We start from the raw sequence: 14,707 nt of genomic DNA on the forward strand, positions 1-14,707 counted from the left end.
GGGAGCGGCGGGCCGGCCTAGGCGGGGCCCGCCGCGACGCCGTCGCCCGCCGGGCCCGCCTGCGGCGGGACGGACGGCCGGTAGGCGTCCCGCGTGGCGGGCTTGTCCGCGGCGGCGGGGGCGGGCACGGCGGCCGGGCGGCGGCCGAGCATGTCGATGCGGTTCAGCACCGGGTTGCCCGCGATGACCTTGGTGAAGCTGACGAACTCGCTGGCGGCGTTCAGCCCGGCGAGCCCGGCCAGCACGGCCAGGCGCGGCCCGCGCCCGAGCCGGGTCGCGCCGAGGCCGAGCAGCGCGCCGAGCGCGTTCGCGCCGGTGTCGCCGAGCATCGCGCGCTCACCGAGGTCCTCGGGGAGCAGCGCGACGGCGGCGCCGAGCGGCGCCGCGACGACCGCGGAGCCGGAGCGGGTCAGCGCCAGCGGGCCGCCGGCGAGCAGGCCGACCTTGATCGCCCGGCCGGGGCGCAGGTCGAACAGGTTCATCAGGTTCGCGCCGCCGGCGATGATCGCGCCGTTGACGAGCGTGTCGAACGCGCGCCCGGTGCGGGACGGGGCGGGCGACCCCGCGACCGCGGCGGCGGCCAGCCCGGTCGCGCCGATGCCGAGGATCTTCACCGCGCCGCTGGTGACCTCGCCGCGGGCGAGCGCGGTGAGGTGGCCCTTGAAGCCGCGGGAGGCGCCCGACCCGGCGAGGTCGTCGTAGCCGCCGAGGACGCCGGAGCCGGTGCCGGCGAGCAGCGCGGCGGCGCGCGTCCGGCCGGCGGCGCCGGGGACGAGGAGCCCGGCCGCGGCGGCGCCCGCGACGAACGCGGGCCCCTCCAGCAGCGTCACCGGCTCGCCGCGGTGGTTGGTGCGCCCCCAGACCTCCTCGCCCGGCAGCCCGTTCAGGCCGGGCGGCCGCCGGGTCAGCGCGGCATGGGCGGCGCGCGCCGCCGCCGCGCCGAGGGCCAGGCCCGCCGCGAGCCGCGCGCCCCTCGCGATGCCTCTGCTCATCAGGTCACCCGTTCTTCCCCGCCGTGGGCGCGGGCGAGGGCAGGTAGCCGCTCGCGCCGGCGCCCGTCCCGTACTGCCCGGACTTGCCGCCGATCTCCTTCTGCAGCGCCAGGATCGTCACGACCTGCCCGGACGCGGTGTCCACCGCGTCGACGGTGGAGACCGCGTCGCCGGCGTCGGAGTCGCGCAGCGCCGCGATCAACCCGCCCTCCTGCGCGGAGGTCGGCGGGCCACCGACGACGGTACCGCGCCCGGCCGCGTCGAGGGCGGTCGCCAGCGAGATCAGGCCCTTGGTCGCGGCGTCGCCGCCGGAGTAGTTGTACGGGGCGGCGGGCGCGACCATGACGGCGAGCGTGGCGTGCTGGCCCGGCTTGCCGCTGGTGGTGACGTACCCGGCCTCCTTGAAGCCGTTGAGGACGGCGCCGCCGACGGCGTCCTCGCGGCCGGACTTGGCGGGGTCCTTGGTGACGAGGGCGTTCGCCAGCACCACTCCCGCCTTGTCGTAGGCGCTCGCGTCGGCGGGGAAGGTCACGTCGTCGGCCTTCAGCTGGGTGGCCAGCTCGTCGACGGTGGTCTGCTGGTCGGCGTCCAGGAGCTTCTTCTGGATCGTGACGCGGCCGGTGACGGCGGCGCCCGCGTTCTTCGCCAGCTCGCTGACCCGCTCGATGCTGTCGTTGCCGGCGCCCGGCGTCTCGATCAGCACGACCGACTGGTCCTTCAGCCGGTTCGCGACGAGCTGGGGCGACAGCACGTTCGCGAACTGCTCCTGCCCCTTCACCTGGTGCTCGAGCTCGCGCTGCGCCAGCCGGGCCTGCTGGGCGGTCTTGGCCGCCGAGTTGGCCTGCTGGCGCAGGGTGTCGCTCACCGAGTCCGACAGGGTGGTGGAGCCCAGCACGATGCCGAGCGCCAGCGCGAGGAAGATCGCGACGATGGAGACGAGATGGTAGCGGAAATCGATCACGTGAAGAGTCCGGTCAGCCAGAAGACGAAGGCGTGCCAGCGGTCGGCGATCAGGGGACTGATGACGTCCCCCGCCGGGGACATGGCGACGGCGGTGACGATGGCGATGAACGCGCCGAGGACGAGGAACAGCAGCGACCAGGTGGAGATCCTGCTGCGGTAGAGCCTGCTGACGCCCTTGGCGTCGACGAGCTTGCTGCCCACCCGGAGCCGGGTGAGGAAGGTGCTGGCCATGCCGGCGCGGCCCTTGTCGAGGAACTCCACCATGTTGGCGTGCGTGCCGACCGCGACGATCAGGGTGGCGCCCTTGTCGTCGGCGAGCAGCATCGCGATGTCCTCGCTGGTGGCGGTGGCGGGGAAGACGACGGCCTCCTGCCCCAGCTCGTGGACGCGCTTCAGCCCGGGCGCGCGGCCGTCCCGGTAGGCGTGCACGACGATCTCGGCACCGCAGGTGAGCGCGTCGTCGGACACCGAGTCCATGTCCCCGACGATCATGTCGGGGCGGTAGCCGGCCTCCAGCAGCGCGTCGGCGCCGCCGTCCACCCCGATCAGCACCGGGCGGTACTCGCGGATGTAGGGCCGCAGGGTCGCGATGTCCTCGCGGTAGTGGTAGCCGCGGACGACGATGAGCGCGTGCCGACCGGCGATCCTCGTGGTGACGTCGGGGACGCCGACGCCGTCGATGAGCAGGTCGCGCTCGCGCTTGACGTACTCCATCGTGTTGGCGACGAACGCCTCCAGCTGGGCCGCGAGGCCCGCCTTGGCCTCGGTCAGCGCCGCCTCGACGGTCTCGGCCGTCTGCTCGGTGCCCTTGGCCACCACGTCCTCGCCGCGGTGCACCGCGGGCCCCTCGACCCGGACCTGGTCGCCCTCGTGCAGCTTGGTGAAGATCTCCGGCCCGACGTCGTCCACCAGCGGGATGCCGGCGTCGATCAGGATCTGCGGGCCGAGGTTCGGGTAGCGCCCGGAGATGCTCGGCGCGACGTTCACCACGGCGCCGACCTCGCACGACACCAGCGCCTCGGCGCTGACCCGGTCGAGGTCGACGTGGTCGATCACCGCGACGTCGCCGGGCTGCAGCCGCTTGGTCAGGTCCTTGGTGCGGCGGTCGAGCCGGGCCGCGGCGGTGACCCCGGACCGGCCGTCGTCGCGGCCGCGGCCGAGCGTGAGCACGCGCCGCGGCAGCTTCAGGGCCGGCCGGGCGCCGCGGTCGGCACCGGGCTCGGCGGTGGGTGACGGGTCGTTCATCACCGTCCATCCTGCCAGAGCGCCGCAGTGGACGCCGGAAGGCGCGACCGTCCAGGCGTGTCCGATCGAGCACGCTCTGTAGCGTTTGCCGGGGCGGTCACCGGTCGTCGGCGGCCATGGCCAGCAGCTCCTCGGCGTGGGCGCGGCCGAGCTCGGAGTCCTCCAGGCCGGCGAGCATCCGCGACAGCTCCCGGACGCGGCCCTCCCGGTCCAGGGCGGTGACGCCGCTGCTGGTCACGGTGCCGTCGTCGGACTTCTCCACCACCAGGTGCTGGTCGGCGAACGCGGCGACCTGCGGCAGGTGCGTGACGACGATCACCTGCGCGTTGCGGGCGAGCCGCGCCAGCCGGCGCCCGATCTCCACCGCGGCCTTGCCGCCGACGCCCGCGTCGACCTCGTCGAACACGAACGTCGGGACGGGGTCGGCGCCCGCGAACACGACCTCGATGGCGAGCATCACCCGGGACAGCTCACCGCCGGAGGCGCCCTTGTGCAGCGGGAGCGGCGGCGAGCCCGGATGCGGCGCGAGCCGCACCTCGACCTCGTCGACGCCGTGCGGCCCGTACTCCCCGGCGGGGGTGACGGTGACGGAGACGCGGGCGTGCGGCATCGCCAGGGCCGTCAGCTCCTCGGTGACGGCGCCGGAGAACCGCTCGGCGGCGCGCGTGCGGACCGCGGTCAGCTCCCCCGCCTCGGCGGCGAGCCGCTCGGCCAGCTCGGCGTGCTCGGCGCGCAGCTCCTCGATGCGGTCGTCGTCGCCCTCCAGCTCGGTGAGCCGCGCCGCGGCCGTGCGGGCCCACTCCAGGACCTCGGCGGCCGCGCCCTCCGCCCCGCCGTACTTGCGGATCAGCGCGGTCAGCTCGGCGCGCCGCTCCTGGGCGGCCGCGAGCCGCGCCGGGTCGGCGTCCACGGACTCGGCGTAGGACGCGAGGTCGGTGCCGACGTCGGAGACGAGGTAGCCGGCCTCGGCGAGCCGGTCGGCGAGCGCCGCCAGCTCCGGGTCGTGGTCGCGGACGGCGTCCAGCGCGTTGCGGGCCTGGCCGAGCAGGCTCGTGACGTTCGCGGCCTCGAACGCGGCGGCCGGGTCGCCGAGCAGCGCCTCGTGCGCGGTGTCGGCGGCGCCGCGCAGCGCGTCGGCGTGCCCGAGGCGCTCCTCCTCGGCGGCGAGGTCGGCGTCCTCGCCGTCCTTCGGGTCGACCTTCTCGATCTCCTCCAGGCCGAAGCGGAGCATGTCGGCCTCCTGGGCCCGCTCGCGCGCCCGGGTCGTCAGCTCCTCCAGCAGCGCCGTGACCTGCCGGTGCCGCTGGTACGCCTTGGTGTAGGCGCGCATCGGCTTGGTCAGCGCGCCGCCCGCGTACCGGTCGAGCGCGGCGCGCTGCCGCCCGGCCTGCAGCAGCCGCTGCTGGTCGGACTGGCCGTGCACGGCGACCAGGTCGTCCGCCAGGTTGATCAGCACGCTCACCGGGACGGACCGGCCGCCGAGGAACGCGCGGGAGCGGCCCTCCGCCGACACCGACCGCGTGACGATCAGCGCGCCGTCGTCCAGCTCGCCGCCGGCCTCCTCGACCCGCTCGACGACGCGGCCGCCCGGGTCGACGATCAGCCGCCCCTCGACCGTGGCGCGGCCCGCGCCCGGCCGGACCCGCTGCGGGTCGGCGCGGCCGCCGAACAGCAGGCCGAGGCTGGTGACCACCATGGTCTTGCCCGCCCCGGTCTCCCCCGTGACCACGTTGAAGCCCGGCGACAGATCGAGCACGGCCTCGTCGATCACCCCGAGGCCCTGGATCCGCACCTCATCGACCATCGGACGCACCGGCGTCACAACCCTCCGCAAAACAGAACCCGATCGGCGCCTGTGGAGATTATCCTCTCTGCCCGCCCGCCGCTCCCCCGCCCGATTCGCCGGAGCCGCCCTCCGGGGCGCCGTCCGGCCCGGGGAGCGCGGTCGCGCCGCCGGCCCCGCCGGCGTCCGCGACCTGCGAATCCGCCAGCGGCGGGGACGGCCGGGACGGCTGCCTGACCCGTCCGCGCCAGCCCGTCACGGGCAGCCCGAACTTGGTGACCAGCCGGTCGGTGAACGGGGTGAGGTGCAGCCGCGCGAGCCGCACCGGGACCGCGCCGCGGCGCACCTCCACCCGCGCGCCCGGCGGCAGGTCGAGGGTGCGGCGCCCGTCGCACCACAGCACCGCGCGCGGCGTGCCGGGCAGCACCTCGACGGCCACCGACGAGCGCGGCGACACCACCAGCGGCCGGGAGAACAGCGAGTGCGCGCTGATCGGCACGACCAGCATCGCCTCGACCTCCGGCCACACCACCGGGCCGCCGGCGGAGAACGCGTAGGCGGTGGAGCCGGTCGGGGTGGCGATCACCACTCCGTCGCAGCCCCAGTTCGACAGCGGGCGGCCGTCGATCTCGGCGACGACCTCCAGCATCCGCTCCCGCTCGGCCTTCTCGATGCTCGCCTCGTTCAGCGCCCACGTCGCGCCCATGACCGTGCCGTTGCGGCGGGCGGTGACGTCGACGGTCATCCGCTCCTCGACCTCGTAGCGGCGGTCGCACACCCGGTCGACGGTGGCCGCGAGGTCGTCGCGCTCGGCCTCGGCGAGGAACCCGACGTGCCCGAGGTTGACGCCGAGCAGCGGCGTGCCGGACGCGCGGGTCAGGTCGGCGGCGCGCAGCAGCGTGCCGTCGCCGCCGAGGACCATCACGACCTCGGCGGCGTCGGCCGCCGCCGCGGTGCTCGGCATGACCTCCACGCCCGTGCAGCCGATCTGGTCGGCCTCGCCGTCCAGGACGCGGACGCCGATCCCGGCCTGGCCGAGCCGCTCGATGACCAGCTGCGCGCTGCGGACGGCCTCCGGCCGCCCGGTGTGCGCCACCACCAGCACCGACCTCTTGCTCATGCTCTCGCCCCACTCCCCGGTGCGCTGCGGCCTGCAGACGTCTGGACGAACACCCCCACCGCGGGGGTTCCCGCTTCGGACGTCCTCTGCATGTTCCGGGGACGGTCCACGTTCGGGGGCGCGACGCTCACTCCGGCCCCTCGCCTCACTTCGGCCCTCGTCTCACTTCGGCCCCTCGTCGATCGCCTTGGCGAGGGCCGTCTCGTCCAGCGGCGGGGCCCCGGCGCGCAGCCACAGGAAGTACTCGACGTTGCCGGACGGGCCGGGCAGGGGGCTGGCCGCCACGCCGAGGACGCCCAGGCCGAGCGTCGCGGCGTGCTCGGCGACGCCCCGCACGGCGCCGGCGCGCAGCTCCGGGTCGCGGACGACGCCGCCCGCGCCGACCCGGTCCTTGCCGACCTCGAACTGCGGCTTCACCATGACCGCGTAGTCGGCGCCGGGGGCGACGCAGGCGCGCACCGGCCCGAGGACGAGCTTCAGGGAGATGAACGACAGGTCGCCGACGACCAGGTCGGGCGGCGGGTCGCCGAGCGACCCCGGTTCCAGGTCGCGGATGTTGACCCGCTCCATGACGGTGACCCGCTCGTCGGTGCGCAGCGACCAGGCGATCTGCCCGTAGCCGACGTCGACCGCGTAGACGCGGGCGGCGCCCGCGCGCAGCAGGACGTCGGTGAACCCGCCGGTGGAGGCGCCCGCGTCGAGGCAGGTGCGCCCCTCGACCCGCAGGCCGGGGAACGCCTTGAGCGCGCCTGCGAGCTTGTGCCCGCCGCGCGAGACGTAGTCGGGCCCGCCGGGGGCGTCCTCGACGAGGATCGCCGCGCCGGTCTCGACCTGCGTCGCGGCCTTGGCGGCCCGCTGCCCGCCGACCCGGACCCGGCCGTCGGCGATGAGCTGCCCGGCGTGCTCGCGCGACCGCGCCAGCTTGCGGCGGACCAGCTCGGCGTCGAGCCTGCGCCTGGCGCTCACGGGCGGGGGCGCAGGGCGTCGGGGAAGGCGGAGCGCGGCGGCGCGGCCGGGGCCGGCGGGGCCGGCTCGTCCTGGCCGGCGGACGCGAGCAGGTCCTGGAGCCGGCGGTGGACGTCCTCGAAGACCCGCACGTGCTCGGCGACGGGCAGCCCGCCCAGCCCGCCGAGGGGCGCGACGGCGGCGTCGACGCGCGGGTCGCCGGTCGGGTCGGGCGGCGGCGCCGCCGGGAACTCCGGCTCCGGCTCCGGCGCCCGCTCCGGCGCCTGCGCGGCCTCCGCGGCCTCGTCGGACATCACTTTTACCTCCCAAACGGTCCCGGAGCGCCCGCCACGAGTCGCCTCCGGCTCATTGCGAACGCTACCGTCCCTGAGCGACATCGTTGCCGGACGAGGGGGGAACGGCCTGACCATGGCGAACGAGGACGACTGCCGGGCGGCGCTGGAGCGCATCGCGGCGCGGCTGGCGGAGGTGGACGGCGACCGGCTCGCCGAGCACGTCGTGGAGCGGACGATCAGCTGCCGCATCACCGACCTCGGGCTGGCCTACCGCACCCGGCTCCACGCGGGCGGCCTCGACCCGTTCGAGGCCGACGGCGACCCGGGGTCGGCGCAGGTGCGCCTCACCGTGGGCAGCGACGACCTCGTCGCCATGGCCGGCGACGAGCTGCATCCGGCGAAGGCGTGGGCGGCCGGCCGCGTCAAGATCGAGGCGAGCTTCCTCGATCTGCTGCGGCTGCGGCGGCTGCTCTAGGCGGCCCGGAGCCCGCTCTACAGCCGGAGGGACTCCAGGGCCCCGGTGAGGGCCTCGGGGGGCGGCGGCGCGTCGGTCTCCCAGGCGGCGGACGCGAGGGCGCGCAGGCCGTCCCAGGGGTCGCCGGAGCCGGTCACGGTGAAGGCGTCGCCGTCGCGGCGGGCTGTCCAGTCCCGGCAGCGGTGCGCCCCGTCCGCCCGGACGGGCTCCGCGTGCGGGACGAGCAGCCCCGTCAGGTCGGCGGCCAGGAGGCTCGGGCGCCGGTGCGGCGGCGCGGTGAGGGCCTGCAGCGGGCCGGTGACGCCGGTGAAGACCAGGAGGCTGTCGGCACCGCCGTTCCACGCGCCCTCGATGTCGGTGTCGAGGCGGTCGCCGACCACGAGCGGGCGCCGCGCGCCGGTGCGCAGGATCGACTCCTGGTGCAGCGGCCGCTCGGGCTTGCCGGACACGATGGGCTCGACGCCGGTCGCCGCCGTGATCACGCGGAGCAGGGCGCCGTTGCCGGGCTGCGGGGGGCCGTCGCCGCCGGGGATGGTCAGGTCGCCGTTGGAGCCGACGAACAGGGCGCCCGCGCTGACGGCCCGCGCCCCCTCGGCCAGCGTCCGGTAGGAGAGTTCCGGGTCGTAGCCCTGCACGACGGCGGCCGGGCGCCCCGCCGCGGTCGACACCGGCCGCAGCCCCCGCGCGTACAGGGCGTGGCGCAGGCCCATGCCGCCGACCACGAGCACCTCCGACCCGGCGGGCAGCCGCTCGGCGAGCAGCCGCGCCGCGGCCTGCGCGGAGGTCACCACGTCGGCGGGCTCGGCCGGGACGCCCACCTCCGTCAGCAGCGCCGCGACGGCCGACGGGGTCCGGGACGCGTTGTTGGTCACGAACGCCAGCCGCTGCCCGGCCGCGCGCGCCTTGGCGAGCGACTCCGCCGCCGCCGGGACGGGCCTGCGGCCGATGTAGACCACCCCGTCGAGGTCGAGCAGGGCGACGTCGTACGCCTCGCTCAGGGGACGGTCGCTGCCTTTCATCGCGCTCCTCATGCGTGCGATCGTACGGGGGTTGTTACCAACGGGTAAGGGGCGGCTCAGCGCCGGGCGTCGAGGGTGGCCCTGGCCTGCCGCAGCGCCCTGGCGTAGTCGGCGTTGTCGGGGCGCATCGCGGCGGCGAGCGCCAGCTGCTCGACGGCGCCCGTGAAGTCGCCGAGCCGGCTGAGCGCCAGCCCGAGCCCGAACCGCGCGTAGTCCTCGGCGGGCTCCTCCTCGACGATCCCGCGGAAGCTCTCGGCGGCCGCGCCGAACTGGCGGGCGCCGAACTGGGCGCGGCCGAGCGCCTCCCGGATGCTGTGCGACCCGGGCTCGGCCTCCGCCGCCCTGGCCAGCAGCTGCAGCGCGGCGGCGGCGCTGCCCGAGCGCAGCAGCTCCAGGCCCCGTGTATACCACTCGTAGACCCCGCCGCCCGGCGAGGCCGCGTGCCCGCCCGGGTCGGCACCCGGTTCCTCGCCCCGGCCCGCGTCCGGGTGCCCGCTCGGGGAATCCTCCGGCCGCCCAGGCCCTTGACCACTCATATGGACCTCCCCTCGGATCAGTACGACCGTACCCGCAGGGACGCCGCGCGCCCTCCGCTGCATACCATGCCCAGCGTGGACGACGACCTCTCCTCCGGCCTCGCGTCCTCCGGCCTGGCGCCGGAGGAGTTCAGCGCCCGGATCTTCGGGACGGCGGGGCCGCGCACGGGCGCCGGCCTGGAGCTGGCCCCGTTCCGCGGCGTCCGCTTCGTCCCCGCGGTGGCGGGCGACCCGGCGGCGGTGACCATGCCGCCCTACGACCTGATCGACGAGGCGGCGGCGCTGCGGCTGCTGGCGGGCGGCGGGCACAACATCGTCCGGCTCAACCTGCCGCGCGCCGCCGGGGAGAGCTACGCGGCGGCGGGCGACCGGCTCCGCCGCTGGCTGGCCGACGGCGCGCTCGCCGCCGACCCCGACCCGGCCCTGTACGTCTACGAGGCGGCCCGCGAGGGCACCGTCCTGCAGCGCGGCCTCATCGGCGCGCTGGGCCTGCGCGCCGAGGCCGACGGCGTCGTGCTGCCGCACGAGAACGTCTTCCCCGGCCCGGTCCGCGACCGGCTCGCGCTGATGACGGCCGCGAACGCCAACCTGGAGCCGATCTTCCTGGTGTACGAGGGCGGCGGCGACGCCGCCCGGATCGTCGACGACGCCGCCGCGGCCGCCCCGCTGCTGGAGTTCGACGCCGACGACGGCCTGACGCACCGGCTGTGGCGCATCACCGACCCCGGCGCGCACGCGCGCGTGGCCGCCGACCTCCGCGACAAGCAGGCCCTCATCGCCGACGGCCACCACCGCTACGCCACCTACCGCGCGCTGCAGGCCCGCCGCCACGCCGCCGGTGACGGCCCGGGGCCCTGGGACGCGGGCCTGGCACTGCTGGTCGACTCGACGCGCTACCCGCCGCACCTGGGCGCGATCCACCGCGTCCTGCCCGGCCTCCGCCCGGACGAGGCGGCCGAGAAGGCCCGCAAGGTGTTCCGCGTGACCGCCTTCTCGGACGAGCAGACCGCCGTGGAGGCCCTCGCCGACGCGGACGGCCCCGCGTTCCTCCTCGGCGGAGGCGACACCCTCCACCTGCTCACCGACCCCGACGAGGACGTCCTCGCCCGCTGCATGCCGTCCGAGCACTCACCGCGCTGGCGCGGGCTCGGCACCGCCGTCCTGGACCACGTCCTGATCGGCGGCGTGTGGGACGTCCCGGAGAACGAGGACGCCATCGAGGTCGTGCACGACGACCCGTCCGCCGCCATCGCCCGCGCCCGGCACTCGGGCGGGACGGCGGTCGTCCTGAACCCGCTCAAGGTCGAGGACGTCCTCGCCGTGGCGGGCGGCGGGGAGCGCGTCCCGCGCAAGTCGACGTCGTTCGGGCCGAAGCCCCGCACCGGTCTCGTCCTGCGGCTCCTCGACCCGGACGCCCCCGAGAGGCCATGATCGGGGAATGGACACCGCGACCACGATCACGCCGCTCGGCGGGGACGTCTACGAGATCGACACCCGGATGGCCGGCTACAGCGGCATCACCGCCGGATACCTGATCCTGTCCGACCGGCCATGCCTGGTGGAGCCCGGCACGTCCGGCTCGGCGCCCGTGGTGCAGGCGGCGCTGCGGCAGCTGGGCGTGGGGCCGGACGACCTGGCGTCCGTGGTCGTGACCCACATCCACCTCGACCACGCGGGCGGCGTCGGCGACATCGCGGAGATGTACCCGCGGGCGGAGGTCGTCGTCCACGAGAAGGGCGCGCGGCACCTGGCCGACCCGGCGCGGCTCATGCGCAGCGCCCGCATGGTGTACGGGGACAGCCTCGACACCCTGTTCGGCGAGCTGAAGCCCACGGACGCCGCCCGGATCAGGTCCGTCGAGGACACCGGCAGCATCGACCTCGGCGGCGGGCGCCGGCTGGAGTCGCACTACTCCCCCGGCCACGCCAAGCACCACGTCGGGCTGATGGACTCCCGGACCGGCGACCTGTACGTGGGCGACGCCGCCGGCATCTACATCCCGGAGACCGCGGACGTGAAGCCCGCGACGCCGCCGCCGGACTTCGACCTCGACACCGCGCTCGCGTCCCTCGGCAAGTTCCGGTCACTGGGCCCGCAGCGGCTCCTGTTCGCGCACTACGGGCCCGTCACCGAGGTGGACGGCACGCTGGAGCGGTCGGCGGAGGAACTGCGCGTCTGGGTGGACGCCGTCCAGGACGCCAAGGACCAGGACCTCGACCTCGACCACGCCGTCGCCATGGTCGTCGACCGGACCAGGCACCGCTACGCCATCATGAGCGACGACACCGACCCCGACCTGATCGCCAAGTACGAGGTCCTGAACAGCGCGGAGAGCAACGTCACCGGCATCCTGCACGCCCTGAACAGGCACGCCTGAGCGCTCAGCGGCGGAAGGGGCCCGTCACCTCGAACGTGCAGCCGTCCGTCCCGGCGATGAAGCCGCTCTTGCCGCGCTGGGACGAGAAGTACAGCCGCGACCCGTCCGGGCTGAACGCGCACCCGGTGATCTCCGACTCGTCATGGCCGAGGACGCGCAGGAACGGGGTCACGATCCCGTCCCTGGTGATGAGGTTGATCTCCATGTTGTCGCCGTCCTCGGCGACGTACAGCTCACCGGACGCGGTCGCGGTCACGGCGTCGACGCCGTGCAGGGGCGCCTCCCCGGTGGTGACCAGGTCGTCGTCGTAGGCGATGTCCAGACGCTCGCCGGCGGCGTCGTAGGCCCACACCCGGTTGTCGCCCTTGGTGGTGAAGTAGCAGACACCGCGGGTGTAGTAGCACCCTTCGCCGCCGTCGAAGCGCATGGCGTCCGCCACCTGCTCGCGGGTCGGCGTGAACCACAGCTGCGGGCTCGGCACCTTCGCCCACCGGACGGGGCCCGTCCCGGAGCCGACCAGGACTTCGAGCGTCCCCGACGACAGGTCGCCCCACGTGTTCGGACGGAACCGGTAGAAGCAGCCGTCCCCCTGGTCCTCGGTCAGGTAGACGACCTCGCGCTCGGGGTCGGACGCGGCGGCCTCGTGCTTGAACCTGCCCATCGCGGGACGCGCCACCGCCGACTTCTGCCCGCGCGGATCCGTCTCGTACACCAGGCCGAAGTCGTGCTCCTCGCAGGACAGCCACGTGTTCCACGGCGTCGCGCCGCCGGAGCAGTTCAGCGTGGTGCCGTTCAGGATCCGGTACGCCGACGTCACCTTCCCGGACGCGTCGAACCGGACGGCGGACACGCCGCCGACGACCGGGACCTCCGAGTTGCTGACGTAGATCCAGCCGTCGCCGTCGGCGAAGCACGCGCCGCCGTCGGGCGCCGGATGCCAGGTGTGGCGCGTCCCCTCGACGCGCTGCATCGACCGCGCCACGACCCGGCTCGTGAAGCCGTCCGGCAACTGCACCCCGTTGCCGTCCGCGGCCCGCAGCGGCCCGTACGGGCTCGGGCCGGGCTGTGCGGGCCCCGCGGCGAAGGCCCGCTGCCACAGGGCGCCGGAGAACGCGGTCGTGCCGCCGGCGACGGCGGAGGCGCGCAGGAACGTACGTCGGTTCAGGGACATGACTCTCCTCAAGGAGTCCATCTCCGCCGGACGTGTCCGGCGGCCCCCCGAACGGCGCGGTCCCGTGAATATCCGGGAAACCTACCCGCCAGTCAAGTACCGGTGGTCACGCCCCTGCCGGCGGCTCCTCCTCGGGCCCGCCGGGCGCCTCGGGCCCGTCCCCGGCCTTCGTCTCGGGCTCCAGGAACAGCGCCGGAGCCTGCGGGGCGTCCCCTTCCGGCGCCTCCAGCACCTCGGGCTCGGGCGGCTGGAACGCGATGTCGGTCGCCGCCGCCGGCTCGGCCTCCGCGGCGGAGTCGCCGGCGTCCGCCGCCTCTTCGACGTCGTCGGCCGCTTCACCGTCCTCGGTCTCTTCGGTCTCCTCGGTCTCGGTCTCCTCGGTCTCCTCGGTCTCCTCGGTGTCGAGGATGTGGAGCCCTTCGATCTCGGCGTAGCGCTCGGCGGCGTCGGTCTCCCCGTCCCGGTCAGCGGCGGCGGCCCGCGCGAACCAGTCGGCGGCCTCCTCCGCGCGCCCCGCCTCCACGAGCGCGTCCGCGTAGGCGTAGAACAGCCGCATCGACCACGGCCGGAGCCGCCGGTCGCGCAGCTCCGGGATCTGCAGGGTGACGACGGCGGCGTCGTACTGCCCCATGTCGCGGCGGACGCCCGACTCCACGATGCGCAGCTCGATGCGCCCCGGCTGGTCGAGCTTCCCGGCCTCCGGCGACTTGATCAGGTCGAGGGCCCGCTCGGGCCGGCCGAGGCCCCGCTCGCAGTCGACCATCACCGGCAGGTAGGAGTCGTCCCCGGCGCCGAGCCGGCGGGCGGCGCGCAGCTCGGCGAGCGCCTCCGCCCACTCGCCCGCGTGGTAGGCGGCGATCCCGGCCGCCTCGCGGACGATCCCGACCCTGGACGCGAGCCGCCGGGCCGCCTTCGCGTGCTTGTAGGACTGCTCCGGCTCGTCCTCGGCCAGCCGTCCCGCCATCACCAGGTGGCGGGCGACCTTGGCCGCCAGGTCCTTCGGAAGCGTGCGCAGCTCGACGCGCGCCTCGGCGTCCAGCTCCTCGCCGGTGACGTCGTCCGGCAGCAGCGGATCGTCGTGCGCGGGTGCTGGACGCTCGCGCTCCTCCACCCGTGGCCGCCGGTCCTGCCGGTCGCGCGGCGGCCCGTACGACCGCCCACCGTCCTGCGAACGCTTCGGGCCGCGCCCCTTGAACGGCGGCCTGCCCTTGTCGCGGTCGCCGGGACGCCCTTCGCGCTTGCCCTCGAACCGGCGCCCCGCCGGACGGCGCTCCTCGCGCCCCGGCCGGTCGTCGCGGTCCTTGAACCGGCGCTCGGGAGGACGCCCTTCGAACCGGCGCTCGCCCTGCCCACCGGCAGGACGCCCTTCACGCCGGGGCCCGCCGCCCTGCCCCTGGCCCTGGCCCTGGCGGGGCCCACGAGATCCACCGAAGCGGCCTTCCTTGCGCTCACCGGGCCTACCCTGCCCACCATCACGCGGGCCGCTGAACCGCCGCTCACCGGGCTTACCCTGCCCGCCATCACGCGGGCCACTGAACCGCCGCTCGCCAGGCTTGCCCTGACCGCTGCGCGGCCGCTCGAAGCGGCCCTCCGAACGGTCGCCGCGGGGCCCCCCGGAGCGCCCCTCACGGCGGTCGTCGGGACGTCCCTCGCGGGATTCCGGGCGCCGGTCATCGGAACGCTTGAACGGACGGCCGGGCTTGCGGTCATCACGCTGACCGCGTGAGTCCCGGTCCTTCCACCCGCCGCCCGGGGGACGGCCGCGTCCGCCCTGCGGACCGCCGG

At 75.6% G+C, this 14,707-nt stretch carries 13 protein-coding genes and 1 pseudogene; 3 read left to right on the top strand and 11 right to left on the bottom strand.

The genetic code is table 11. From position 1 onward, the window contains the following. Nucleotides 1–17 precede the first annotated feature (17 nt). The 7 genes and pseudogenes from HUT06_RS23790 to HUT06_RS23820 form a co-directional block, all read right to left on the bottom strand. Complete coding sequence (locus tag HUT06_RS23790) at nt 18–992, bottom strand: hypothetical protein (protein WP_176197757.1); 975 nt, start codon at nt 990–992, stop codon at nt 18–20. Between the two features lie 4 nt (nt 993–996). After that, complete coding sequence (locus HUT06_RS23795; protein WP_176197758.1) at nt 997–1,953, bottom strand: copper transporter; 957 nt, start codon at nt 1,951–1,953, stop codon at nt 997–999. Then, nucleotides 1,950–3,200 carry a putative cytokinetic ring protein SteA gene (steA, locus tag HUT06_RS23800; protein ID WP_176197759.1) on the bottom strand — a complete coding sequence of 417 codons (1,251 nt, stop codon included), beginning with the start codon at nt 3,198–3,200 and terminating at the stop codon, nt 1,950–1,952. Before steA ends, HUT06_RS23795 begins: the two co-directional genes overlap by 4 nt. 97 nt (nt 3,201–3,297) lie before the next feature. Next, a complete protein-coding gene (gene recN, locus HUT06_RS23805) occupies nt 3,298–5,004 on the bottom strand; it encodes a DNA repair protein RecN (RefSeq protein ID WP_176197760.1) in 1,707 nt (568 codons plus the stop codon). 211 nt (nt 5,005–5,215) lie between these two features. Further along, nucleotides 5,216–6,103: pseudogene (locus tag HUT06_RS23810) on the bottom strand (NAD kinase); the annotation flags it as partial. Between the two features lie 162 nt (nt 6,104–6,265). Next, complete coding sequence (locus HUT06_RS23815; protein ID WP_176197762.1) at nt 6,266–7,069, bottom strand: TlyA family RNA methyltransferase; 804 nt, start codon at nt 7,067–7,069, stop codon at nt 6,266–6,268. Further along, complete coding sequence (locus HUT06_RS23820) at nt 7,066–7,362, bottom strand: hypothetical protein (RefSeq protein WP_176197763.1); 297 nt, start codon at nt 7,360–7,362, stop codon at nt 7,066–7,068. Before HUT06_RS23820 ends, HUT06_RS23815 begins: the two co-directional genes overlap by 4 nt. A 115-nt stretch (nt 7,363–7,477) precedes the next feature. Here HUT06_RS23820 and HUT06_RS23825 point away from each other — a divergent pair, with 115 nt between their 5' ends. Next, nucleotides 7,478–7,819, top strand: coding sequence for an SCP2 sterol-binding domain-containing protein (locus HUT06_RS23825; protein ID WP_176197764.1), 342 nt, complete (start codon nt 7,478–7,480; stop codon nt 7,817–7,819). A 17-nt stretch (nt 7,820–7,836) separates the two neighbouring features. Here HUT06_RS23825 and HUT06_RS23830 read toward each other — a convergent pair whose 3' ends face one another. Both HUT06_RS23830 and HUT06_RS23835 read right to left on the bottom strand, forming a co-directional pair. Then, nucleotides 7,837–8,838, bottom strand: a complete 1,002-nt coding sequence (locus tag HUT06_RS23830) for an HAD-IIA family hydrolase (RefSeq protein WP_176201572.1) — start codon at nt 8,836–8,838, stop codon at nt 7,837–7,839. Nucleotides 8,839–8,894: 56 nt separating this feature from the next. Beyond that, a complete protein-coding gene (locus HUT06_RS23835; RefSeq protein ID WP_176197765.1) occupies nt 8,895–9,374 on the bottom strand; it encodes a M48 family metallopeptidase in 480 nt (159 codons plus the stop codon). A gap of 66 nt (nt 9,375–9,440) precedes the next feature. Here HUT06_RS23835 and HUT06_RS23840 point away from each other — a divergent pair, with 66 nt between their 5' ends. After that, nucleotides 9,441–10,805, top strand: coding sequence for a DUF1015 family protein (locus HUT06_RS23840; RefSeq protein ID WP_176197766.1), 1,365 nt, complete (start codon nt 9,441–9,443; stop codon nt 10,803–10,805). Between the two features lie 7 nt (nt 10,806–10,812). After that, nucleotides 10,813–11,751, top strand: coding sequence for an MBL fold metallo-hydrolase (locus HUT06_RS23845; RefSeq protein ID WP_176197767.1), 939 nt, complete (start codon nt 10,813–10,815; stop codon nt 11,749–11,751). A gap of 4 nt (nt 11,752–11,755) precedes the next feature. Here the strand turns inward: HUT06_RS23845 and HUT06_RS23850 are convergent, their stop codons facing one another. Together HUT06_RS23850 and HUT06_RS23855 are read right to left on the bottom strand one after the other, a co-directional pair. Further along, nucleotides 11,756–12,922 (bottom strand): alkaline phosphatase PhoX, encoded by a 1,167-nt coding sequence (locus tag HUT06_RS23850; RefSeq protein ID WP_217711414.1) that lies wholly within the window; start codon nt 12,920–12,922, stop codon nt 11,756–11,758. Between the two features lie 106 nt (nt 12,923–13,028). Continuing rightward, nucleotides 13,029–14,033 (bottom strand): hypothetical protein, encoded by a 1,005-nt coding sequence (locus HUT06_RS23855; protein WP_254715352.1) that lies wholly within the window; start codon nt 14,031–14,033, stop codon nt 13,029–13,031. Nucleotides 14,034–14,707 lie beyond the last annotated feature (674 nt).

Origin of the sequence: Actinomadura sp. NAK00032, assembly GCF_013364275.1 — a bacterium.
In the GTDB taxonomy this organism is placed as follows: Bacteria; Actinomycetota; Actinomycetes; order Streptosporangiales; family Streptosporangiaceae; genus Spirillospora.